The 20500-nt window shown below is 60.8% G+C and carries 22 protein-coding genes and 2 tRNA genes; 8 read left to right on the plus strand and 16 right to left on the minus strand.

Annotated features, from left to right (window positions below; translation table 11 throughout):
- The first annotated feature begins 42 nt into the window (after window positions 1-42).
- Window positions 43-117, plus strand: a tRNA-Thr gene (locus E5X34_RS16015).
- A 79-nt stretch (window positions 118-196) separates the two neighbouring features.
- A tRNA-Cys gene (locus E5X34_RS16020) sits at window positions 197-270 on the plus strand.
- Between the two features lie 67 nt (window positions 271-337).
- Here E5X34_RS16020 and E5X34_RS16025 read toward each other — a convergent pair.
- Both E5X34_RS16025 and E5X34_RS16030 read right to left on the minus strand, forming a co-directional pair.
- Window positions 338-1084, minus strand: coding sequence for a GGDEF domain-containing protein (locus E5X34_RS16025; protein ID WP_292566433.1), 747 nt, complete (start codon window positions 1082-1084; stop codon window positions 338-340).
- Between the two features lie 258 nt (window positions 1085-1342).
- Entirely contained in the window at window positions 1343-2053 is a 711-nt protein-coding gene (locus E5X34_RS16030; protein ID WP_292566436.1) for a thermonuclease family protein, read from the minus strand.
- A 205-nt stretch (window positions 2054-2258) separates the two neighbouring features.
- On the opposite strand from E5X34_RS16030, the gene E5X34_RS16035 reads away from it, so the two are divergent.
- Window positions 2259-2795 carry a hypothetical protein gene (locus E5X34_RS16035; protein ID WP_292566439.1) on the plus strand — a complete coding sequence of 179 codons (537 nt, stop codon included), beginning with the start codon at window positions 2259-2261 and terminating at the stop codon, window positions 2793-2795.
- Window positions 2796-2824: 29 nt separating this feature from the next.
- Here E5X34_RS16035 and E5X34_RS16040 read toward each other — a convergent pair whose 3' ends face one another.
- The 10 genes from E5X34_RS16040 to E5X34_RS16085 form a co-directional block, all read right to left on the minus strand.
- On the minus strand, window positions 2825-3376 hold the full coding sequence (locus E5X34_RS16040; protein WP_292566442.1) for a hypothetical protein: 552 nt from the start codon (window positions 3374-3376) through the stop codon (window positions 2825-2827).
- Window positions 3373-3954, minus strand: coding sequence for a L,D-transpeptidase (locus E5X34_RS16045; RefSeq protein WP_292566445.1), 582 nt, complete (start codon window positions 3952-3954; stop codon window positions 3373-3375). The genes E5X34_RS16040 and E5X34_RS16045 overlap by 4 nt, the downstream gene beginning before the upstream one ends.
- Window positions 3941-5104, minus strand: coding sequence for an AAA family ATPase (locus E5X34_RS16050; protein WP_292566450.1), 1164 nt, complete (start codon window positions 5102-5104; stop codon window positions 3941-3943). The genes E5X34_RS16045 and E5X34_RS16050 overlap by 14 nt, the downstream gene beginning before the upstream one ends.
- Window positions 5101-5706 carry a TadE/TadG family type IV pilus assembly protein gene (locus E5X34_RS16055; protein WP_292566453.1) on the minus strand — a complete coding sequence of 202 codons (606 nt, stop codon included), beginning with the start codon at window positions 5704-5706 and terminating at the stop codon, window positions 5101-5103. Before E5X34_RS16055 ends, E5X34_RS16050 begins: the two co-directional genes overlap by 4 nt.
- Before the next feature lie 41 nt (window positions 5707-5747).
- A complete protein-coding gene (locus E5X34_RS16060) occupies window positions 5748-6281 on the minus strand; it encodes a TadE/TadG family type IV pilus assembly protein (RefSeq protein ID WP_292566456.1) in 534 nt (177 codons plus the stop codon).
- Window positions 6282-6286: 5 nt separating this feature from the next.
- The gene (locus E5X34_RS16065) at window positions 6287-7870 is read right to left on the minus strand and encodes a pilus assembly protein TadG-related protein (protein ID WP_366664880.1); all 1584 of its coding nucleotides are present in this window, start codon (window positions 7868-7870) and stop codon (window positions 6287-6289) included.
- A gap of 12 nt (window positions 7871-7882) precedes the next feature.
- Window positions 7883-8179, minus strand: coding sequence for a hypothetical protein (locus E5X34_RS16070; protein ID WP_292566462.1), 297 nt, complete (start codon window positions 8177-8179; stop codon window positions 7883-7885).
- Window positions 8166-9611, minus strand: coding sequence for a type II and III secretion system protein family protein (locus tag E5X34_RS16075; protein WP_292566465.1), 1446 nt, complete (start codon window positions 9609-9611; stop codon window positions 8166-8168). Before E5X34_RS16075 ends, E5X34_RS16070 begins: the two co-directional genes overlap by 14 nt.
- A 50-nt stretch (window positions 9612-9661) precedes the next feature.
- Window positions 9662-10690: a Flp pilus assembly protein CpaB gene (cpaB, locus tag E5X34_RS16080; RefSeq protein ID WP_292566468.1), complete on the minus strand. Its 1029-nt coding sequence runs from the start codon at window positions 10688-10690 to the stop codon at window positions 9662-9664.
- A gap of 107 nt (window positions 10691-10797) precedes the next feature.
- Window positions 10798-11010, minus strand: coding sequence for a Flp family type IVb pilin (locus tag E5X34_RS16085; protein ID WP_292566470.1), 213 nt, complete (start codon window positions 11008-11010; stop codon window positions 10798-10800).
- A gap of 496 nt (window positions 11011-11506) precedes the next feature.
- On the opposite strand from E5X34_RS16085, the gene E5X34_RS16090 reads away from it, so the two are divergent.
- From E5X34_RS16090 to E5X34_RS16110, 5 genes are read left to right on the plus strand one after another with little or no spacing between them, the layout of a single operon-like run.
- Window positions 11507-12892: a CpaF family protein gene (locus E5X34_RS16090; protein ID WP_292566473.1), complete on the plus strand. Its 1386-nt coding sequence runs from the start codon at window positions 11507-11509 to the stop codon at window positions 12890-12892.
- A complete protein-coding gene (locus tag E5X34_RS16095; RefSeq protein WP_292566476.1) occupies window positions 12892-13863 on the plus strand; it encodes a type II secretion system F family protein in 972 nt (323 codons plus the stop codon). The genes E5X34_RS16090 and E5X34_RS16095 overlap by 1 nt, the downstream gene beginning before the upstream one ends.
- An 18-nt stretch (window positions 13864-13881) precedes the next feature.
- On the plus strand, window positions 13882-14832 hold the full coding sequence (locus tag E5X34_RS16100) for a type II secretion system F family protein (protein WP_292566607.1): 951 nt from the start codon (window positions 13882-13884) through the stop codon (window positions 14830-14832).
- Between the two features lie 53 nt (window positions 14833-14885).
- A complete protein-coding gene (locus E5X34_RS16105; protein ID WP_292566479.1) occupies window positions 14886-15431 on the plus strand; it encodes a tetratricopeptide repeat protein in 546 nt (181 codons plus the stop codon).
- Window positions 15428-15973 carry a prepilin peptidase gene (locus tag E5X34_RS16110; protein WP_292566482.1) on the plus strand — a complete coding sequence of 182 codons (546 nt, stop codon included), beginning with the start codon at window positions 15428-15430 and terminating at the stop codon, window positions 15971-15973. The genes E5X34_RS16105 and E5X34_RS16110 overlap by 4 nt, the downstream gene beginning before the upstream one ends.
- A 20-nt stretch (window positions 15974-15993) precedes the next feature.
- Here the strand turns inward: E5X34_RS16110 and E5X34_RS16115 are convergent, their stop codons facing one another.
- From E5X34_RS16115 to E5X34_RS16130, 4 genes are all read right to left on the minus strand, one after another.
- Window positions 15994-16980: a phosphatase PAP2 family protein gene (locus tag E5X34_RS16115; protein ID WP_292566485.1), complete on the minus strand. Its 987-nt coding sequence runs from the start codon at window positions 16978-16980 to the stop codon at window positions 15994-15996.
- Between the two features lie 20 nt (window positions 16981-17000).
- Entirely contained in the window at window positions 17001-18263 is a 1263-nt protein-coding gene (locus tag E5X34_RS16120) for a penicillin-binding protein activator (RefSeq protein ID WP_292566488.1), read from the minus strand.
- 141 nt (window positions 18264-18404) lie between these two features.
- On the minus strand, window positions 18405-18773 hold the full coding sequence (locus E5X34_RS16125) for a hypothetical protein (RefSeq protein ID WP_041010296.1): 369 nt from the start codon (window positions 18771-18773) through the stop codon (window positions 18405-18407).
- Between the two features lie 114 nt (window positions 18774-18887).
- A partial coding sequence (locus E5X34_RS16130) for a type I secretion C-terminal target domain-containing protein (RefSeq protein WP_292566495.1) occupies window positions 18888-20500 on the minus strand: 1613 nt, incomplete at its 5' end.

Raw genomic sequence — 20500 nt, forward strand, 5'->3', positions numbered from 1 at the left:
TGCGCTTGCCGGTTCGATATGGCAGAAGCGCCGCCATCGCAGGCTGCGGTAGCTCAGTGGTAGAGCACTCCCTTGGTAAGGGAGAGGTCGAGAGTTCAATCCTCTCTCGCAGCACCAGCCTTCCCCTGCAATTGTCGCATAGGGCAGCGCCTGACGATGGTCTGGCGCCTACCCAATGGCAATGCCTCGCCTGCGAGGCCTTGTGGCGGGATGGTCACGCAGAGGACTGCAAATCCTTCAATCCCGGTTCGATTCCGGGCGAGGCCTCCAGTTCCGGCGCCACCACGGCCCAGCCGTGTTTACCGGTGCGACCAGGAAGCAGGCCGATCGCGCCGGCTCAGTTGGTGACGTGCGACAGCCGCAGGCCGGCTTCGTCGGGGGCCTCGGCCATGCCTTCCTCCGCGAAGCGGTACATGTCCTCAAAGTCGAGCTCATGTTCGAAGACGACGCCGCCGACGCTGATCGCAAGCACGTCCTTGTCGCCCTTCGGCGCGAAATAGATTTCGCCGACCGCGCCGCGAATACGCTCGCCGATCTCCTTGGCGTCCTGGTCGCTGGCACCCGGCAGGAAGACGCCGAACATCGAGGTTCCGAGCCGGCCGATCAGATCGTCCTTGCGCACCGCGGATCGGATCGCCGATGCGATCAGCCGCAAGGCCTCGTCGCCCCATTCCAGACCGAAGCGCAGGTTGATCGACGCCAGATGCTCCGGATGGATGACCAGAAAGGCGCCGGAGCGCGGACCGGCCGGTCTCGCCGCTCTCCTGTCGACCATCGATGTGAACACTTTGCCGTTCAGGCAGCCGGTCAGTTGGTCGTAGGTGCCGGATTTGGTGAGTTCCTGCCGGTACCGGCGGATCTCGATCTGTTGCCAGCCGGTGAGGGCAAACAGCGGCAGGCCGATGACGATCGGCACGATGATGGCCGTGACGGCCCCGCGGGCGAACGGCGTCAGGCTGTCGCTGAAGAGCATCAGGTAATTCAGGGCCAGCGAAAGGGTGACGCAGCCGGCGGTGCCAAGCACGGCCAGCAAGGTGAGGTGCTTCCACGTTTGAGCCGGCGCGGTCGGTGTTTTCGTGGTCAAGGGCCAATCTCCTGTTCGACGCATTGCCTTACAGGAGGTCCGTTGCAAATTCGGTTTCAGGGAAGCGTACAATTTGATGCAAAGTCGACTTCTTCTCCATGGAAGCGCTGGATCCGGCCCACGCATGCGACCGCGGCCCGCGGCTTGCGCGCTTGATGACCTGCCGGCCGGGGCAGCCCTCATTTTCTAGAATCGCTCAATCGCTCTGACCATTCTGCTTTCACGCAATTCTATGACGGAACCGGCTTCCCCGCGGCGCTATTGCGGTGGTCCGAAAATGCCCATCCTGGCTTCTCTCGCCACCGCTTCCGCCTTGCCGTAGATGCCGGTGGGAGCGGCCAGCGCCCAACCGTTGGAGACCAGCCAGGCGCCGACATCCTGCTTGCCGAGCGCGCAGGGCGCGGCGATCGCGAAGCGGTCGGCATCCGGCGGCAGCAGGCATTTCAGCGCCCGGCCGCGCAACCAGGCGTTGAAGGTGGCCCGCGCCCGCTGGCCGCAGGGCCAGGCGGTGTTGTCGAACGTGCAGGTCCTGTCGGGGGCCATGTCGATCGTGCCGCTGATGGCGACCGTGCGTCCCATGGCCTCGAAGACCGCCGAGGAGGTCGCAACCGGACCGAAAAGCAGCGTCTCGCGCCAATCCCGCGGCATCGGCGTTTTCGGTCGCGGCGCGAGCCCGAGTTCGCCGAGCGGAGGGCGCGGCTCGATGCGATCGATCCCGGACGGGTCGAGCGGCGGCGGCGCAATGAGATTCTCGGCGATCTTGCGTGCCGGCTCGCCCGGCCGCGTGTCTTGCACCGGGGCCTGAGAGCCAAGCTTGAGGTCGTCGGCATCCTGGGTCGGCGTGACCGGAGGCGGGTCGGGCGGCAGCCAGCGCCTGCCCTCGGCGATCAGCAGCATGCCGGCGAGCAGCCCGAGACCACCGAGCATCGGCGCCAGTAGCGGGCGGCTGGGCGGTCTCGCCTGGCTCACGCGCGCGCCTCCGCGAAATCGCGCCGACGGCCGGTGATGCTGATCCAGCCCGACCCCGTTAGCTCCTGTCGACACGACGCCATCCCGACCGTTGATCCCTCCGCACATTAGACATGAGCGACATTCCTTGAAAAGCAAGGCGTTGCGTTAAGTCTCGCGCAACCAATGCGGCCTAGAATCGGCCATCGGATGTCGAGGGGATGACATGATGCGCAAGCCGATACTGCTTTTTGCCTTTCCGGCCCTGATGCTGCTTCTCTTGGCGGCGGAGCGGATGGCGGCGCTGCTTCTCGGCTTTTATCCGGCGAGCCCCGCCGTGTGGCACGCCTGGCTTGAGCTGCGACCTTACTCGACCATGTTCTGGCAGCAGGCGCATGTCTATCTCGGCGGATCGATGGCCGTCGACGCCGCTATCCTTGTTTTCGCGGCGGGCGCCTGCTGGATGGTTTGCCAGGCAAAGAGGTCGTCCGGCTTCTTCCTTGCCAACCATGCAGCCATGCTTTTCGCCGGTCTGATGATCGCGCTGAGCAGCCATGCCGAGACAGCGAGCACGATTGCCGCCTTCACGACGCCGCGCGGCTGGCGATACTCGCTGATGGTCGATTTCAGCCTGCAGAACTGCCTGGTGCTGTGCCTCGGTCTCGCGGCGTGCGCCTATTGCCACGTGGCTTTCCTGCGCGACGCGAAACTGCGCGCCGAAGCCCGTGCGGCCCGCATGCTGGCGCTGCAGCGCGACCTGTAACCCGCCGGCCCGGGCGACGGCCCGCGGGCTCAGTTGATCTTCTTGTAATAGACCTTGCCGTCGGGCTGCTGGATGCGCTGGTAGGACGGGTTGGGGCCGGGAGGCGCGACCTTGCGCTTGAACGAGGGCAGCCCGTCGCCGGAGCTTTCATCGACTGCGGACGCATCCGCCACCGTTGTGTTGCCGAGCATGCTCGGCTCCGGAGCGCCGGTCGCCGGTTCGCTGGCCCCGACGGGCTGGCCTTGCTCGAGCCTGGCGACATTGCCGTTGATCTGGCCGAAATTCGCCTGCAGCTGGCGGTCAAGTGTTTCGAACCGGCTCTGGAACCCGTTGTTGACGGTGTCGATGCGGGCGCCGATGCGCTGCTCGAACTGGCCGAGCTCTCCCAGCCGCGCCTCTATCGTCTTGAGGTCGTTGACGCCGCGATAGAGATAGACGGCGGCCGTCACGTTGACGGCGGTGACAAGCAACGCGCCGACGGCGATGACGCCGATCATCCTGGCGCGGCTGGGCTTTCCCGGAACGGTTTCCCGGTGACCGAGTTCGATTGCCGGAACGTCCGGCTCGCTGATCATCGTCATTCAACCACCACCTTTGCGCCCACCACGACGCGCTTGAAGAGATCGATCACATCGGTGTTCGTCAGCCGGAAGCATCCGGACGTGCCGTCGAAACCGACGCCCTTGGGATCGTTGGTGCCATGGATGCGATAGAGCGTATCGCGCCCGTCGCGCGAAAGATAAAGCGCCCTGGCGCCGAGCGGATTGTAGGGACCGGCCGGCACCATCGCCGGCAGTTCGGGCTGGCGCGCGCGCATTTCCTTGGGCGGGCGCCATTCCGGCCATTCGGTCTTGGAGGCGATTTTGACCGTTCCGGTCCAGCCGAAACCGTCGCGGCCGACGCTGATCTGGTAGCGGAGCGCCTGGCCCTGGCCCGTCACCAGATAAAGCGCCTTCTCGTTTTTGCGGATGACGATCGTGCCCGGCTGCTCGCTGCTCTCAAAGGCGACTGCCTTGCGCAAGCTGGGGCCCATGGCGGGCAGCGGCGGCAGGCTTGACGCGGCTTGCGCGAAACCGCAGGCCGACATCGACGCCATGCCGATCAGGCAGGCAGCCGCGAGGCGCGCCGTCACGCGCCGCTTCGAGCTAGCGCTGGGCATTGTCCAGCCGCTCCTTGAACATGCGTTTCAAGTCCTTGTTGAAGCGCGCGCGTCCGTCCACCTCGGAGGGCAGGATGGCGCGATTGAGAGCATCGGCCAGGAGCGCGTTGTCCAGCGCCAGCGACTTGATGTGCGGCGCCTTGAAGATCTTCTCCAGCTCGCTGCGCGAGAAGTGGTTGCCGAACCATTTGCGCTTGTGCTTGTTGGCGACCAGCGTGATGCTGACCTTGTTGCCGCGCAATTCGCGGATCTTCTTGTAGAGCCGCTTGCCTTGCCTCAGCGAAGCGACGTTGAGCTCGAAGACGATGAAGATCTCGTCGCTCGTGCGCAGCACCGAGTCATGCCACGGCGCCTCGATATTGGGCAGGTCGATGACGATGTCGTCGAAGCGGTAGGCGACGAGGTCGAGCAGCCGGAACACGAAGTCGGAACCGTGTGGCTCGAACGGCAGCTGCGGCCGCTCGAAGGAGTAGAGCGTGAGGCCTGACGGCCGCGACAATTTGATGACGTCCATCAGCTCGACATCGAGCCTGTCCGGCTGGCCGATGATGCCGGAAAGGTCGAACTGATTGAACTGGTTGAGATAGGCGCCGCAATTGGCGCTCTGGAAGTCGAGGTCGACGAGGCAGGTCGCGGCCGCCCGCTCGGCCGACTTCGAGGCAAGGTGCTCCGCCGCCGAGATCGCCAGCGTGGTGGCGCCGGCCCCGCCGCTTGCGGCGATGAAGGTGATGATGCGGCTCTTGGTGCCCTGGCTGCCGGTGTCGTGGAAGGTGACGGCGTTGAGCAGCTCCTTGGCGTCGAGCGGCTTGTGCAGCCAGTCGGACGCGTTCATGCGCACCAGCACGCGCGTCTGCTCGGAGGTGAGCTCGTCCGAGATCGCGATCAGCGGCACCGACGCCCAGGCCGCGCGCGCCTCGACGATCGCCGGATTGCCGAGCAGCTCGCCATTGCCGAGGTCGAGGATGATGATGCCCGGCCGGCTGTCGACCGGCGGCCCCTTCAGGAACTCCGCCGCGTCCGAGACCTTGACGTCATAGATCGCCAGCGCGTCGAGCCGCGTGGTGACGTCGCGCTTGAAATTCGGATCCGACGAAAACAGGGCGACCTGTTTGCGCTTGGTTGGGAGAACTCTTGTGTCGATGGCGTTCATGTTGGCGCGCTCGTTTTCAGGTCTTCGCCCGTCACCGTGCTCAGCATGGAGGGCATCGTCATGTTTCCAAACCCGAGCAAACCGCCCAGGAAGAAGAACTGGAAGTCGATGTTCTGCAGGTTGACAATGATGGTCGGCACCGGGCCGTCGAGCCGCGTTTGATAGCCGAGGCCGGTTGCCGTGTAAGTCACCACGACATTATTGCGCTTCAGGCCAGGGAAGAAATGGCACATGCCGGGTCTCTGATTGGCAGACAGTACAGGGCAAGCATCGTCGTTGGTGGCTGCGGTATCGCCACGAAAGATTCGACTGAAAGCGGCAGAATTGAATATCGCGGAATTGCCGTTGCATGCGCCCGCGCTGCCGGAATATTTGCATTCGAACGAGTACGTCCCCGCTGTGATAGGCGCCCCGGGATTTGAAGCCGGATCTGCTGCTGCAAGCGTGGCTGCGTTTACTACCGGATCGGAAATCGACGCCAGCCTTGCGCCCATCTCCACGGCTTTGGTTGCCGCGTTCCATTGATAGAAGGCGTAGCCGAAGTCGACGAAGCCGAGGTTGAGGGTGAGCAGCAAAGTAATGGCGATGGCCATTTCGACCATTGCCGCTCCGTCCTCCGATTTTGTGAACCGCGTTAGCATCATTAGAACCGGATCAACCGCTCCTGATGACTGGACGTCAGTGTAATCGGACCGATATTAAGCAGCGACAGCAGGCCGACGCCGCTATAATTGATGGTGCCTGAAGCCGTTACAATGCAAACCTGCGACGTCGTCGAAAGATAGAGGACAGTGCCGGTGCCGGGGTCTACTGCGTTTTTGCAGTCGGCCGGATCGGCGATAGTCACCGCGACATCGGATGACTGCCAGCCTTTGATGCGTGCTGACCCGGTCCCCGCAACATTGCCGAAGACGACAATATTCGTGGCGATACTGGCACAATCGATCGCAGTGAGTCCGGCATCCGTATAAAGTTGGCTGTTGCAGCGTGCCGCGAAGCGCGCGCCATCGCTGAGACCGGTTTCCATCAGCAGCTTTTCGTGAATCAGGTTGCCGAACTCGAACACGCCCGCAGACAGAACGAACATCAGCGGGGCAACGATCGCCATTTCGACCAGCACGGTGCCACGCTCGTCTCGGCGAAAACGACTGAAGACACAGGACAGGAACTTCGCCATGGCTATCACCGGTATAGCTGCACTTCATCGCGCAGGAATTTGTCGAGCGTGCCCTGGCCCTCACGCCCAGTGACATCAACGAGTTCGACCCTAATGGTCTGGTCTGATCCGCTTTCGACGGTCTCGGTGATGAAGAAACTGCCGAAGGCTTCGACCGGAAGGGGTGGCGAGGAATTGCCGCCGCCCATCAGCCCGGCCGCCGCCAGCGCCTGACAGTTCAGGATGGCGCCATAGAGAATGCGTCGATCGGGATTGGAGACTTTGTTTGACGAGCAAGCGGGTGCTCCGACCTCGCCGCCGTTCGAGGCATGTCCGACGATGCCTTGCGCTATCTCATAGCGGTAGACACTGTAGCGGGTGGGCTGGTTCGTATTGCTGGCAGGGTTCACGCCATCCGCTCCCAGGGGCTTTGGAACGCTCACAGGATTGATAGTGGTCGCGAAATTGGTGCTCCAATACTGGTTGAAGTCCCAATTGCCGTTACCAATGCGATTGTTGTTGGTGCAGCCCCCAGTAGCGCAGTTGTCGCGCGGAAAGGCATCGTATTTGGTGGGATCGGGCGGGCTGGCGAGATCGGCGTTGCACGCGTTCCCCTTGCCCTTCGACGGCATCTGATAGCCTTTGCGCACGTTTTCGCCGGGAGCATAGTTGGGGTCGTTCTTGTTGCCATTCATCGACCCGTTATAGACGTCGAAGCGGACGTTAAGCGCGTCCCTGACCGTCGCGATGAACCCCGGCCGCAGCAGGACGCCTCGCGAATTGTAGCACGCCGCCGACTTGGTCTTGGCGATCATGTCCCTGATCCCGTTGGCCCCGTGTGAATCATCAGGCGGCTGCAGGAAGCCATAGTTGCCCGGTGAATTCTGCGCCGTTGAGCCGCCTTGCTGGCGCAGTTCGATAAGGCGCCGGCGCTTAGCTGGATCTGCGGCGACTGAATAAACGGTTTCGGTCGTCGAATTTTCATAGGGATTGCAGATGTAAACCGGCGTGAAGTCACAGACGCCACGAGTGAAGCCGGCGACCGAGACGGTCCCTACGGTGAACGAATTGTCAGCTGTATTCCCGCTGATGAATGAGATCGGAAACATCGAAGAGAAGCCGACGGGCGTGGCCGTCACTTCGACGTATCGAGCCTCGAGCGCGCCACCTGATGCCTCATTGGTAATGACATTGGCTGCTGTGATTGGGAGATTGTCGGTGGCCGGGATAGATCTCAGATAACGCCTGGTGACGCCGGCCGCCTGAAGAGTTTGCTCGACGCCGGTCGGGCCCGAGAACCTGTAGTGGTTGGTCACCAGATTTGCTAACGCTCTATCTGCTCTGATGATCGAGTCCGACCGACCGTCGAGTTCCGCAGCGGCGGCGAGCGCCATGGCATCGGTGCCCTTCTGCAGATCGTTGTGCAGGTTGTTGGCCCGGCTCATGTCTATCGCAAGGATAGATAGGCCGATGATGGCTGGCAGCATTATGCTGACGAGGATAAGCGCTATACCCCTCTGATCGCGCCAGAACCTGCGCATGGTCCCCAACATGACCTTACTCTCTATTCTTTCTGCGCCGATCCTCGCTGCTTGGCGCCTTCTTCGCATCTTCTGCTCAGTTCACGGTGTACTTACGCCAGTCGGACCGACATTCACCGTCATGTTCGTCGCCGGTGCGGACGTCTTGGGCGGAAGCTTGTATTTCTGAACGACGCCGACCGATCGTGCGCCGTCGCCTTCGATCTTCGTGTCGTTCGATGCCGGGTTGTACGGATCGACTGTCTGCAGCAGCTGGTTGGCCTTCTGGGAGTCGCCGGAAGCCAGCGTCATCGTGTCGTAATTGTTGAGATAGTCGGCCGCGCAGCTCGAAAGCAGGCCAGTGCCGAGAAGAACGAGCAGAAGCTTATTTCTTGACATAGACCAGCTTGTCCTTCGATTTTACGTCCAGCATGTGGCCATAGGGCCCGGTGACTCCCTCGCCATGCTCGTACATGCGGATCATGTCCTTGTTCACCTCGAGCTGGCCGAGCAGCATGAGTTCCGGATCGTTGGCCGGCTTCGTCTTGTCGAAGGGCGTCGCCAGCTGCTCGCCGGGCTTCACCGGGCGCACTAGGTGCGGCGTGACGATGACGACCAATTCGGTCTCTTCCTTCTGCGTGCTCGAATTGTGGAACAGCGCGCCGATGATCGGCACCTGCCCGAGCCACGGCACCTGATCCTGCAGCCTGGTATTCTTGCTGGAGAGCAGACCGCCAACAGCGAAGCTCTGGCCGTCACGCAGGTCGACGACGGTTGCCAGCTTACGGTTGGTGAAAATCGGGTCGCCTGCTGGCGTGAAGCCGGTCAGGTCGCTGACTTCCGGCGCTAGCTTGATGTGGATCTTGCCGTCGTCGAGCACCACCGGAGTGAAATTCAGATTGACCCCAAACTGCTTGAATACAATTTCGATTTCGCCTTGGCTGTTGACACTGCGGATAGGCACCTCACCACCAGCGTTGAAGCTGGCGGTTTCGCCGGAAACCGTTGTCAAGTTGGGTTCCGCCAGCAGGCGCACGACGCCCTTCGATTCTAGCGCTTCGATAATCAGGTCGACCTTGATGTTACTGTCGATGACGCGAGTAATCAGAGCTCCGAATGGGCTCGTGTTTGACAGCAGACCAGTTAAAAGATCGCCGGGGCCAAGCACCACGTTGTCTTTGTCGACAGCAGCGATTCCGGTGCCGGTTCGGGTCGTGCCTCGGCTGTTCGTGCTTCTGATCGACACCCCGAGATCGCGGCCGGCATTGCGCTTGGCCTCAAGGATGCGCACCGACAGATTGACCTGCTCGCTGTCATCGATGGTGACGGCATTGATGATGGCGTCAGGGCCATATTGCTGCGTCACTTCGACGATCTGTGCCAGCGTCGCGGCGTCCTTGACATGGCCGCTCAGGCGCACCTTGCCGTTGATCGAGCCGATCTCGATACGTGCCTTTGGCGCCACTTGGCGGATCGCGGCCGCCATGTCGCTGACATCCTGGCCGACCTCGATCTGGATAGCGCCCAGCGAGCGCTTGTCCTCAGAAAATAGGTTGACTGTAGTGGTGCCGAGACTCTTGCCGATGATGTAGAGTGTCTTGTCGGTCATCGGTTGCGCGTCGGCGATCTTTTCGTCGCCGACGACGATATCGCCCAACGTCGCGTTGACCGTGATGGTCGTGGATTGGGAGACGGGCACGAATACGCGATGCAGCGAGGGGCTCGACACGTCGATGAAGCGGTCAGCCGCGCTGGCCGGAGGGCCAAGCATCGCCGGTGCAACCACGAAGGAAAGCGCGGCCGCCGCTCTCCTGAACCAAAAACCCAGCATTCCCGTCTCCCCAATTTGCTGCCTGTGGCAGCCCGCCGCGCCGACCCTCGTCAGTCTTGTCGCGGCACCTCATATGATTCCAGCTTAACGCCACGGAACACCCCGACGGTCACCCGCGTGGGCTGCTCAGGCTGCACGTATTTGACCACTTCCTTGACCTGCGGAGCCGGAGCGACGACCGGCGCAGGCTTCGCCTTGTTCAACTGGTCGATCTTGCTGCCGACGCTCTCCACTGCCTTGGCTAACCCATCGATCTTGTCATCGGCGCGCTTGCGCTCTTCGGCAGCCGCGGCGTCTGCCGCTTTCTTCCTGTCGAGCTCTGCCTGGCGTTTCGCGACATCGTCCGGCGTGTCGCCGGTTAAATCGGCGAGCGTCACGCGCTCGGTGGTCTCGCCTTTATTGGCTGCAGTCTGGCGAAGCGCCAGAGACAACTGGCCCGCGCCGGCGGCAAGCGTCAGCTTCTGCGCATCCTTGGTGCTGACCTCTACGGTGACTGCTTTGACGACTGTCGGACTCTCCTTGCTTTCGTCGGCGACCTGATCGACGGCAAGCACCTTGACACTCTGCAGCAGCACGTCGACGAAGCTCTTTTCCGGACCATCATTACTGCGCACGCTGCGAGTCAGGAGGATGTCGACGCGATCACCCGGAAAGACGAAGCCCGCGACGCCGAGCACGTCATTGACGCGGATCGAAACCGCTTTCATACCTTCGCCGAGCACGGCCGAAAGCGTGGCGCGCTGTCCGGCGCCGGTGATCTTGCTAGTCAGAACCGGCTCGTTGACACTGATTGTCTGCAAGGCCTGACGCGTGCCATTGCCGGCCAGCGCGTCTTTGACTGTCTTGAACGCTCCGGCAGGCACCGATCCCGCCGGCCATGCGATTTCACGCAATTTGTCGGCGCTAAGCGTGTCGCCGAACTTCAGCGGAGTAGCCGCTACCACAAGAGTGCTCGCTTGCACGCCGTTCGATTGAGCCAGCGCACTTCGCTGGTTGGCCAACCAGATGTTGGCGAGCACGACCGCCAAAACACCGAACACGCCGGCAAGGACAATCATTATAACTGTATTTGCGCGCATCAGCCCAACCCCAGAAGGCCATCTCTCTTCCGCATCTGCCCCGGTGCGGATTTTCTGTTCTGTCAGGTCCGGACCAAATAGGCCCGGACCTGACGTATAGAAATCGATCAGCTACCAGTGCCGGAACCGCAGCTGCCGATGTTGCTGGCGTTCAAGTCGGTGCAAAGGTCGGTGAAGCGACCATTCACCCACAGACCGATGCCGACGATGATCAAAATCGCTGCGCCGGCAATGATGCCGACCAGGATTGAATATTCGACCATAGCAGCGCCGTTTTCTTCGTCGCGGAACTGCCGGGCCATCGTCATGAGCTTCTTCATGCCAATTTCTCCCTTTGGAGGTTTGAACCCGACGAGACAGAGCCAAGGATGAACCCCATACCCAAGCATCCCCCGTCACGTTCAATCCTAGGTCGTGCGAAAAAGCAGTGTCAAACGGATTAACGGAGCTTTAACCTTTCAATACTCGACTTTTGGCAATTTCATTTGGGACAAGGGTTTGATTCGCCTCATTTTTCAAGTCTCCTTAACCATTCGTTCACAATTCGGCCACGGTTAGGCCTTTCTGCGGTTTGATTAGGGTCCCTACATACTTCTTTATATCTAATGGCTTAGGGGCATTGTCGCTTCTGTTGCGGCAAAAGTCCTAAGACCTTAGTCCGGAGGTCAAAGACAGCCTTGAAATAGTTATGTGGTTTCGCGGTCACGTTCTTAACTATGTCTCAAGTAATATCCGCGCTTTGCGCTACGGCCGCTTGTGCCTCATGTGGTTAACGCTTAGTTTCGACCTTGGGGAAATCAGCAGGGGTTCGGCGCCATGTTGGGTCGCTTCATCAAAGGGCAGGGTGAGCAGCCCGCAACGCAGCCAACGCAGACGCCCATGGTCATTAATGGCGCGGCAGTGGCGCAACCGGTCCAGGCCGAACCAGCCGCCGACGACTTCCTGTCGCTCAAAGTCGATCTGCACCGGCACCTGATTGACCGATTCAATCTGACCGCGCTTGAAAATGCTTCCAAGGACGAGATTCTCAACGAGATTCGGCCGATTGTGCGCGAATTCGTGCGCGGCCGGAACGTGCCGCTCAACGCGCGAGAGCTGGATCAACTGACCAGCGACACGGCCGATGAGATGCTGGGACTGGGCCCTATTGAACCACTGCTCAAGGACGACTCGATCGCCGACATCCTGATCAACACCCACAACCACGTCTTCATTGAACGGCGAGGTGTCCTCGAGGAAACTTCGATCCGCTTTCGCGATGAGCCGCATCTGCTGCGCATCGTCAACAAGATCGTCTCGAACATCGGCCGGCGCGTAGATGAGTCGTCACCGATGGTCGATGCGCGCCTGGACGATGGCTCACGCGTCAACATTGCCGTACGGCCGATCTCGGTGGATGGCCCGCTGGTCTCCATTCGAAAATTCTCCAAGCATCCCTATTCGTTGGAGCGCCTAATCGCATTCAACTCGATCCGTCCGCCGATGGTCGACTTGCTGCGAATTGCGGTACAGACGCGGAAGTCGATTCTGGTTTCGGGCGGCACCGGCAGCGGCAAGACCACCTTGCTCAATGCTTTGTCGAGCTACATTCCCAGCGCCGAGCGCCTGATCACCATCGAGGACGCGGCGGAACTGCAGTTGCAGCAGCCGCATGTCGGCCGACTGGAGACCCGCCCACCCAATGTCGAGGGAAAGGGCGAGGTACGGCAGCGCGAATTGGTCAAGAACGCACTGCGCATGCGGCCCGACCGCATCATCGTCGGCGAAGTGCGCGGCGAGGAGGCCTTCGACATGCTGCAGGCGATGAACACGGGTCATGAAGGCTCTATGACTACGATTCACGCCAACACACCGCGCGATGCGCTGTCTCGCATGGAGCAAATGGTGGGCATGGCCGGCATGCCGATGACTCATGAGTCGATTCGTGCGCAGATCGCTTCGGCTATCGACATCATCGTGCAGACGCAGCGACTTTCGGATGGCGGCCGACGCGTCGTCTCGATCTCGGAGATCACCGGGATGGAGGGTAATGTCGTCCAACTCCAGGAGATCTATCATTTCGTCCGGCGCGACGTCGCCGCCGACGGCACGATAGTTGGGGAGTTCCGAGCTACAGGGGTCCGCCCTCGCTTCGCGCAGGAGGTAGCCACGCAGGGACATCATTTTGGCAAGGATGCCTTCAACCCGCAGGTTGCACTGTGATGCTGACTGGACAGACTCTGCTCTATTTCATCTACGTTCTGGCGGCCGCTTCCGTCATACTTACCGCCGAGTCGCTTTACGTATCGTACTCGGCGCGTCGCGTTCGGACCGGAACGATCAACCATCGCCTTGCCCGTCTTGCCGAGGAAGTTCCGGCCGAAAAGACCTTGCAGGGTCTATTGCGCGAACGCGGACTGACCGAAGCAGGCGACTACATCTCAGGCATGATTGCGTTGAACCGGCTCTACACACAGTCGGGTATCACTGGTAGTCCGCTTGCGTTTGCCGCCATGTTCCTCTTAGCAGGATTGGCTATAGCGTTGGTCCTGCCGTTGCTACTGCGTTTTTCGCCAATTGTGGGGCTATTGGCTTTTTGGTTTGTCGGTATCGCGTTGCCGCTGCTTGTGCTGCGACGAGCCCGCAACAGGCGTATTCAGAAATTCGCGGCGCAACTTCCTGATGCGCTTGACATGATCGTTCGCTCGCTCCGCGCAGGCCACCCAACAACGGTTGCAATCAACTTAGTCGCGCGCGAGATGGCGGATCCGCTCGGAACGGAATTCGGTATTGTCTCCGACGAGATCACATTCGGCCTTAGTCTAGAAAATGCAGTGCGAAAACTTTCTCAGCGCGTGGGTTTCGAAGGCCTTCATCTGCTCTCCGTATCACTTTCGATTCAGGCAAAGACAGGTGGCAACCTCACCGAAATTTTGGGGAATCTTTCAATGGTGTTGCGGGAGCGGCAGAAATTGCGGCTCAAGATTAGGGCTTTGTCGGCCGAGGGCCGTGTGTCTGCCTGGATCATATCCTTGTTCCCGGTCGTCATGTTTTGCCTGCTTTTGGTTATCGCGCCAAGCTATTACGGCGGCGTGTGGAACAGCCCACTGATCCTGCCTGCGTTCCTCATTTTTGGAGCTTGGGCGCTACTGGGCGATTTCATCATGTATCGAATGGTCAACTTCGATTTCTGACGGAGGCGAGCCATAAACCTGTTTTCGAGTACTCAGGATCTGAGCTTTCTGGTATCGGCCGCGGTGTTCCTGGCGGCAGTAGCGCTATTCTTGTTCGGTGCGCTAATTTTTCTGCCGGCGCTTCAAACCCGTAAGCTGGTCACACAAAGCCTGTTGACGGAGGGCGTCAGTAGCCGCCGTTCTCTCGCGGGTCAGGAACAACTTGCCAAGATTGCGGCGCAGCGTCCCGTCGATGCATATTTCCGCTCGCTGGAGAAGGAACGCGGGGAACCGAATGCCTTGGAGGCTAAGCTGTTCCGCGCGGGTTTCTATCAATCCAGCGCGCCGGCGTTCTACACCCTGTCCCGAATTACCGCCGTGGGGATTGGCTTTCTTGGTTGTTATGCTGGCCTAACTGCTGTTGTGCCGCCACAAATCCCCGGAATATTCACCTTTGCCGTTGCTGCCTTGTTTGGGCTCGCCTGCATTGTCATCCCCAGTATCATGCTCGACCGCTTCGAAAGCGCGCAGAAGGAAACTTACCGGCGCGGCTTTCCCGATTTTATGGATATGATGATAACATGTGCTGACGCAGGGATGAGCCTTGAGGCCGCAGTGGAGCGGGTTAGCACAGAATTGGCAGGCACCCACAAATGGCTCGGCATCCAGCTAGCGATCATGAACTTGCAGTTGCGGGCCGGCAAACCACTGCGGGAGGCCTTACGCGAATTAGCAGATCGTATAGGGCTTGACGAGGCAAAAGCGTTGGCGGTTTTGTTTCGACAGTCAGAAGAACTTGGCACGAGTCTAACCGAGGCATTGCGAGTCTATAGCGATGAAATGCGGACCAAAAGGATATTGCGCGCTGAGGAGCGCGGCAATGCCTTGCCGGTGAAGATGATGATACCCCTTGGAGTCTGCGTGTTTCCGGTGGTTCTCATGATTATCCTGCTGCCCATCATCATTCGCATGAAGGGCATTTTCTTCTAGTCCATCATATGATTAGCTTCTAAAACAGAGTCGGGGGACTCGTGGGACACACTATGACAAAGCGCCTCGCAGTCGCGACCAGCCTGCTGTTCGTTTTTCTTGCAGGGTGCCAGACGAATGACACCACCGATGGTGTCGTGCGCACCAACGAGCCGGCCAAGGGCGACTACACCGCCTTCGGCGATACCTTCGACGGGCTGAAAACGATCAGCAACGTCGACTACTACGCCTCGGACCAGGCGGTCACCGAGGCCAAGACCCAGTTCCGTTCCGAAAACTACGGCAATGCCGGCGCCTTGTTCTACAAGGCTACGCGCCTGACGCCTAATGATGGCGTGGCCTGGCTGGGCCTTGCTGCAACCTGCGATCGGATCAGGCGTTTCGATCTGTCCGACATGGCTTATGCCAAGGCCTATCGGCTGCTTGGCGCGACGCCGGAATATTACAATAATCTCGGCTATTCCTATCTGCTGCGCGGCAAGCTGCAGGATGCGCGCAGCAACTTCCTCAAGGCCTATGAATTGGCGCCAAACGATCCGACCGTGGCCAACAATTTGAAGCTGCTGTCGTCCAGCGTGCGGAACATCGAGCGGTCATGAGCCTTTTGCTGGCCGCTTCGCTTGTCTTCCAGGGGCTGGCAATCCTGTTGCTTGGACGTATCGCCTGGACTGATTTCTCCACGCAACGCATATCCAACCGTGATGTCCTGCTGCTGCTTTGCCTTGGCCTCGGCGCTTTGCAATTCCAGGCCTTGCAAGCCCACTCGTGGCTGGAGATGGGCATAGGTGCGTTCGGCGGGCTTGCCCTGTTCCTCGCGCTCTTTCCCTTCTGGCTCCTGCGCAAGATCGGCGCCGGCGATGTCAAGCTGATGAGCGTAACACCTTTTCTGATCGGCGGAAGCAGTCTCGCCGTCTTCTCCATTTTGCTGCTGGTTTTCGCAGTCGCTACGGCGGCCGTGGTCAAGAACCCCTTCCTGCTGCCGGCCGGAATGTTCCGCCACTATGTGCAACACTTGGATCGCAAGGGCGTCGTGCCATTCGGCGTGCCAATCTCGGCGGCCGCGATCTGCACCATAGCTTTGCAAATGTATCACGCTATTGTGGTGGCAACGAGCTCTGGAATTTTGGAGCAGCTCAACTAACGAACTGTATCTGCGAGGCGTTACGACGGCACATCCGTGCGATGGCCACAATATTTCCAAATCCACAGCGTTGCCGCGATGGCCACGTAACCGTCGACGGCATAGTGCCAGCCGAAGTAGACGGATCCGAGCATAATCGCTGAGAAATAAAACCAACCCCAATACCTAACTATGCGGCCCGAGCGCGAAAGGAACAGGGCGTTAAGCAAGGCCACGGCCACATGCAGACTCGGCATCGCCGCGATGCCGGTTCCGAAGACGGTGCGGTCAAGGGCGTAAGACGAATAGAGGTAATCCGAGGTGGCAATCATAGCCCCGCCGGAGGGACTTGACGCAAGCGTGGGTATCAGATCGGCAAAACGGTTGCCGTCGCCCATCCGATCGAAGAAAATCGGTCCTGCCGAAGAGCCGATAACCCGCAGCACGCTGCCGAGAATGACGGCAACAAGCAGCAACGATAAAAAGTAGCGTGCTCGACTATTGCTGTCGTTGGTGAAAGCGGCGACGAGAACCATGCCAACCATCTGGGCGAACCAGACCGGCCCATAAAGAACAAACAAGCCGGGCTCCAGCTGCTGCGGAAATACCGCATGGGCCACCCTCCAGGGATCCCCGCCATGTATCTTGGCATCCAGCCATACCAGGAATGGGTCGGCAAAGAACGGGACATAGAGCGGCGTGACGTGCTTGAGCGTGGAGAACGCGGCGGCGCAAAGAACGAAAATGCCGACTACTACAAGCGCGCCTTTGCCACGGCCGCGCAACTTCTCAACGATGAAGGTCAAAGGGGAACGAGGCCGGGAGGACACGGCCACGCAAACCATCCCTAGCAGCGCGAAGACAGGAATGGCGAGCGAATATTTCTTGAGCGTGTATTCCGTCAGCATCGCGAAAAAAGTAGCGGGCGCCAGCACGGCGGTTGCGCCGACATATGCCAGACAAAGAAAGGCCACGCTGCGCGTCGTGATGCGGAAATGTTTTGTCTGAACGGTATCGGAAATGTCCACTTTTCTCGGGCCCCGCCCCCTCAAAACCCCGCCGTCTGCTTCTCCACCAGCTTCAGCTGGCCCTTCTCCACCTTGAAGAACGGCATTGACCTTTGGCTCGAGCCGTCGCTGCGGAAGCGGAACAAGCCGGTCGAGCCGCGGAAGCCGGTCGCGTTTTCCAGCACCTGCTTGTTGAAGCCGTCGGGGCCGGCGGAGCTCGCTATGCCCGCGCTCAGCGCCACCATGTCGTAGGCATAGGCCACGTTGACGTCCGGCTGGTAGTTGTAGGTCGCCTTGAAGCGGTCGGCGATCGGCCCGGTCTCGCTCTGGTCGAGCGTCGCGATATAGGCGCCCTCATAGAGCGGATCCACCGGCCGCTCGAGCCAGCGGTCGGTGCCGATCAGCGTCACCGTCTTGCCCGGAATGCCCTTCGCCTTCAGCGCCACCAGCACCGCGGCCGGGCTGCCGTCGCCGCAAGCGATGACCACGGCATCCGGCGCCTCGACCAGCGAGCCCATGTCGGACACCACCTTGGCGCCGCCGTCCGTCGGCGAATAGGGCAGCGTCACCGCAAGCGTGGCGCCATAGATGCTGAGCGCGTTGGCCACCCGGGATTCGACGGCGCTTGAATCCGTCCCCGCCGGCACCATCAGCACGAATTTCCTGGCGCCCTTGCCGGCGATCGCCGCCGCCCCCGCCGCGGCGCTGTCGGCTTCGCTGAGCCGCACCGAATAGACGCCGGGGCCGCCGGCGAAATTGTCTGCCAACGCCAGCACCGGCGGCCGCTTGGAGCCGGAGAGCTTGGCAAGGTGCTGCGCGGCCGCAAGCTCGGCCGGGCCGACGACGACCTTGGCCGTGCCCGAGGTGATCGCCTTCACGGCGAGGTCCTTGGCGTAGCCGCTGTCGCCGCGCGTATCCTGGATCGTCAGCGTCAAAAGCTTGTCGCCGAGATCGGCCATTGCGAGCCGCGCGCCGTCATACATCTTCCGGCCGTTCTCGCCCGTGCTTCCGGGTGCGGAAAGCGGCAGCAGCATGGTCACCTTGGTCGGCCCCGTGCCAAGCGTAAGGTTGGCCTTGGCGGCGGTGGCCGAGGTCGGGCCGCTGGACGTCGCGCTGGTCGCGATGCCGGCGCTCTGTGCCGCGGGGGCCGGGTTGCCAGCGGTCGCGCCGCTTGCCTGCTGCGCCGCGGCGGCGCCCGCCTGGCCGGCCGGCGCCGCGATCGCCGATGGATCGAGCACGTCCGACGCGCCGCTCTTGGACTGGCATCCAGACGCTGCCGCCGCGACCGCGAGGGCGAGCGCCATGGCTCGCCAACGCTCGCGCCGGAGATCAGTTGCCGGCGTCCTGCCGGTCTGCGCCGCAGCCGGCCGCGCGGTCGCTGAGGCGTCCGCCCGGGCTCGCATCGTCATCATTGCAACTGGTCGGCGCGGCGCACGCCCGTCAGCTCAGTGCATGTACTCGACCATGCGGTCGTGGAAGCACTCGCATTTGTTGAGCGTGTCTTCGTCCTTGTAGTTCGTCTTGAGGTAGCCATAGGCCATGCCGCAGGCGACCTTGGCTTCCGACGCCCAGACGAAGGCGGGACGCGACGAGTTGATCCATTCCGGGCTGTTGGCGACGGCGACCGATTCGTCCATCAGCTTCACCACATGGTCCTTGAGCTCGACCATGTTGTCGGTCAGCACTAGGTCCGAGGTGCCGACGGTGCGGCAATAATTCACCGCCGGCTCGCCGATGATATCGGCGGCGAAGCCCGTCGACCCGGCCAAAAGCAGCGCCGCGGCCGAAGCCAGCAATCTTGCGGAATGTTTCATGTAAGCCCCTCTTCGAATTGCGAATTCATGCGTTGCTAATGCTTAGCATAGAAGCGAGGCTTTACGCCACGCCCCCGAGCCACCAAAGTTTGCGTCATTCAGACGATCGCATCGTCAGGTCACAGTCTCCGTATGGGTCGGCTGATTGTGATCATAGAGGATGCTGATTACAGAGCCGCTTGCAACTCCCGTCAACGAGGCCACCTCGACCATGCTTCCGCCAGCCGCCGTGCCATTGTTGTCAACCATCACGTGAGCCGCGCCGCCCGAAAATGTAACATCGATCGAGGAGCCTGCCTGCGCATCGGTAGTCGGCGCGCCAGCACCTAGTGATTTGAGAAGGTCGGACAGGTCAATGACGTCCTGGCCAGGCGTATAGTCTGCGATGACGTCGGCCACATGGACCGTGAGTTTGGACGGATCGATCATGAACGTATCGTTGCCCGAGCCGCCGGTGAGGTGATTGAAGCCCAACCCGCCGATTAGGATGTCGTTGCCAGCGGCACCGTCCAGGAAGTCATTGCCTGCGCCGCCCACCAGCGTGTCATTGCCGCCGGTGCCAAGGAGATTGTCGTCTCCGGAAGTGCCCGCGATGGACTCGACCGTCAGCTGACTGCCTGGCGTGCCATCGATGTGGACATTGAAGGTCTGCGTCGAGACATCGCCGTCGCCATCCGTGATCGATACGTTGATGCCGTTGAAGTCCAGATCTGACGGCGGCGCTTCTGACTGCGAGCCGACCTCGACGCCGTTTAGACGGAATCCGCCGCTATTTGAGGCATCGCTGAGGACTTTGACCGCGTAAATGTCGTCGCCGACTACATAATTGGCGGTACCCGCGACAGCCGACCAGTTAAGCTGGCTGATCTGAATTACCTGGCCGGACGTCACGTTGAGCGTCACCTGGTCATAATGCGTGGCATCGGTGTAAACCAGGACGGTGATCTTGGCCGTCGACATGCCGCCCGTGTAGCCCTCGGTCGTGAACTTGAAATCGTCGACGGTATGGGGCGTCGTATTGTTACTATCGTTGACGAATGCGAATTTTATGGATTCACCGGGATCATTTGTCTGGCCGGAACTCCCCTTGACCGCCCAGCCTTGGTTACTGGTGTTCACCAAATCGCCAGATTGGCCGGTGGGGGCAACGCCGTCATCGCCGGTCACAAGAATATTGAAGTCGGTGGCAGCGCCCAAGTCCACGATCAGTGAACCTGTCGGTCCCCCGGCTGTCGCTGAAGTCGCCGCGATTGGAGTAAAGACGACATCACCTGCCCGGTGCAGAACCTGCAGCGAGTCGGTGCCGTCGGCATTCAGCGTCAGGACTGCAGCGACATCGGAGCCGTCCATCAGGTTCAGCACGATCTGGGACGATGAACTCGAAGCAACTTGCACGTTCTGCCCCGTGGCAGAAATGCTGCCAAACCCGTCCGCTCCATACTGCCATTCGGCGAACTGACCGGTATAGGTTGTAGTCGCTGCCGGATTGAGTACCGACAAACTGACGATGCCGTCGTGATTACCGTCATTGACGAGGGTGTAAGCTGGCACGTCGTCGACGATGTCGACCAGGATGGTGCCGGTGGTGGTGTTGCCGTGAGCGTCGGTCACCGTATAGGTGAAGCTGTCCTTGTCCTGCTCAGTGGTGATGCCGTTGTTGGCGGTCGCCCCGTCATAGGTCTTGGTCAGCGTGTATGTGTAGGTGCCGTCGGCATTGAGCACCAGGT

This window comes from Mesorhizobium sp. (genome assembly GCF_004963255.1).
Classification (GTDB): domain Bacteria; phylum Pseudomonadota; class Alphaproteobacteria; order Rhizobiales; family Rhizobiaceae; genus Mesorhizobium.

Bases quoted from the DNA above. Each gene is read 5' to 3' on its own strand.
- E5X34_RS16035 (WP_292566439.1), top strand. From the start codon at position 2,259: ATGATGCGCAAGCCGATACTGCTTTTTGCCTTTCCGGCCCTGATGCTG.
- E5X34_RS16040 (WP_292566442.1), bottom strand. From the start codon at position 3,376: ATGACGATGATCAGCGAGCCGGACGTTCCGGCAATCGAACTCGGTCAC.
- E5X34_RS16045 (WP_292566445.1), bottom strand. From the start codon at position 3,954: ATGCCCAGCGCTAGCTCGAAGCGGCGCGTGACGGCGCGCCTCGCGGCT.
- E5X34_RS16050 (WP_292566450.1), bottom strand. From the start codon at position 5,104: ATGAACGCCATCGACACAAGAGTTCTCCCAACCAAGCGCAAACAGGTC.
- E5X34_RS16055 (WP_292566453.1), bottom strand. From the start codon at position 5,706: ATGGTCGAAATGGCCATCGCCATTACTTTGCTGCTCACCCTCAACCTC.
- E5X34_RS16060 (WP_292566456.1), bottom strand. From the start codon at position 6,281: ATGGCGAAGTTCCTGTCCTGTGTCTTCAGTCGTTTTCGCCGAGACGAG.
- E5X34_RS16065 (WP_366664880.1), bottom strand. From the start codon at position 7,870: ATGCGAAGAAGGCGCCAAGCAGCGAGGATCGGCGCAGAAAGAATAGAG.
- E5X34_RS16070 (WP_292566462.1), bottom strand. From the start codon at position 8,179: ATGTCAAGAAATAAGCTTCTGCTCGTTCTTCTCGGCACTGGCCTGCTT.
- E5X34_RS16075 (WP_292566465.1), bottom strand. From the start codon at position 9,611: ATGCTGGGTTTTTGGTTCAGGAGAGCGGCGGCCGCGCTTTCCTTCGTG.
- cpaB (WP_292566468.1), bottom strand. From the start codon at position 10,690: ATGCGCGCAAATACAGTTATAATGATTGTCCTTGCCGGCGTGTTCGGT.
- E5X34_RS16085 (WP_292566470.1), bottom strand. From the start codon at position 11,010: ATGAAGAAGCTCATGACGATGGCCCGGCAGTTCCGCGACGAAGAAAAC.
- E5X34_RS16090 (WP_292566473.1), top strand. From the start codon at position 11,507: ATGTTGGGTCGCTTCATCAAAGGGCAGGGTGAGCAGCCCGCAACGCAG.
- E5X34_RS16095 (WP_292566476.1), top strand. From the start codon at position 12,892: ATGCTGACTGGACAGACTCTGCTCTATTTCATCTACGTTCTGGCGGCC.
- E5X34_RS16105 (WP_292566479.1), top strand. From the start codon at position 14,886: ATGACAAAGCGCCTCGCAGTCGCGACCAGCCTGCTGTTCGTTTTTCTT.
- E5X34_RS16110 (WP_292566482.1), top strand. From the start codon at position 15,428: ATGAGCCTTTTGCTGGCCGCTTCGCTTGTCTTCCAGGGGCTGGCAATC.
- E5X34_RS16120 (WP_292566488.1), bottom strand. From the start codon at position 18,263: ATGGCGCTCGCCCTCGCGGTCGCGGCGGCAGCGTCTGGATGCCAGTCC.
- E5X34_RS16125 (WP_041010296.1), bottom strand. From the start codon at position 18,773: ATGAAACATTCCGCAAGATTGCTGGCTTCGGCCGCGGCGCTGCTTTTG.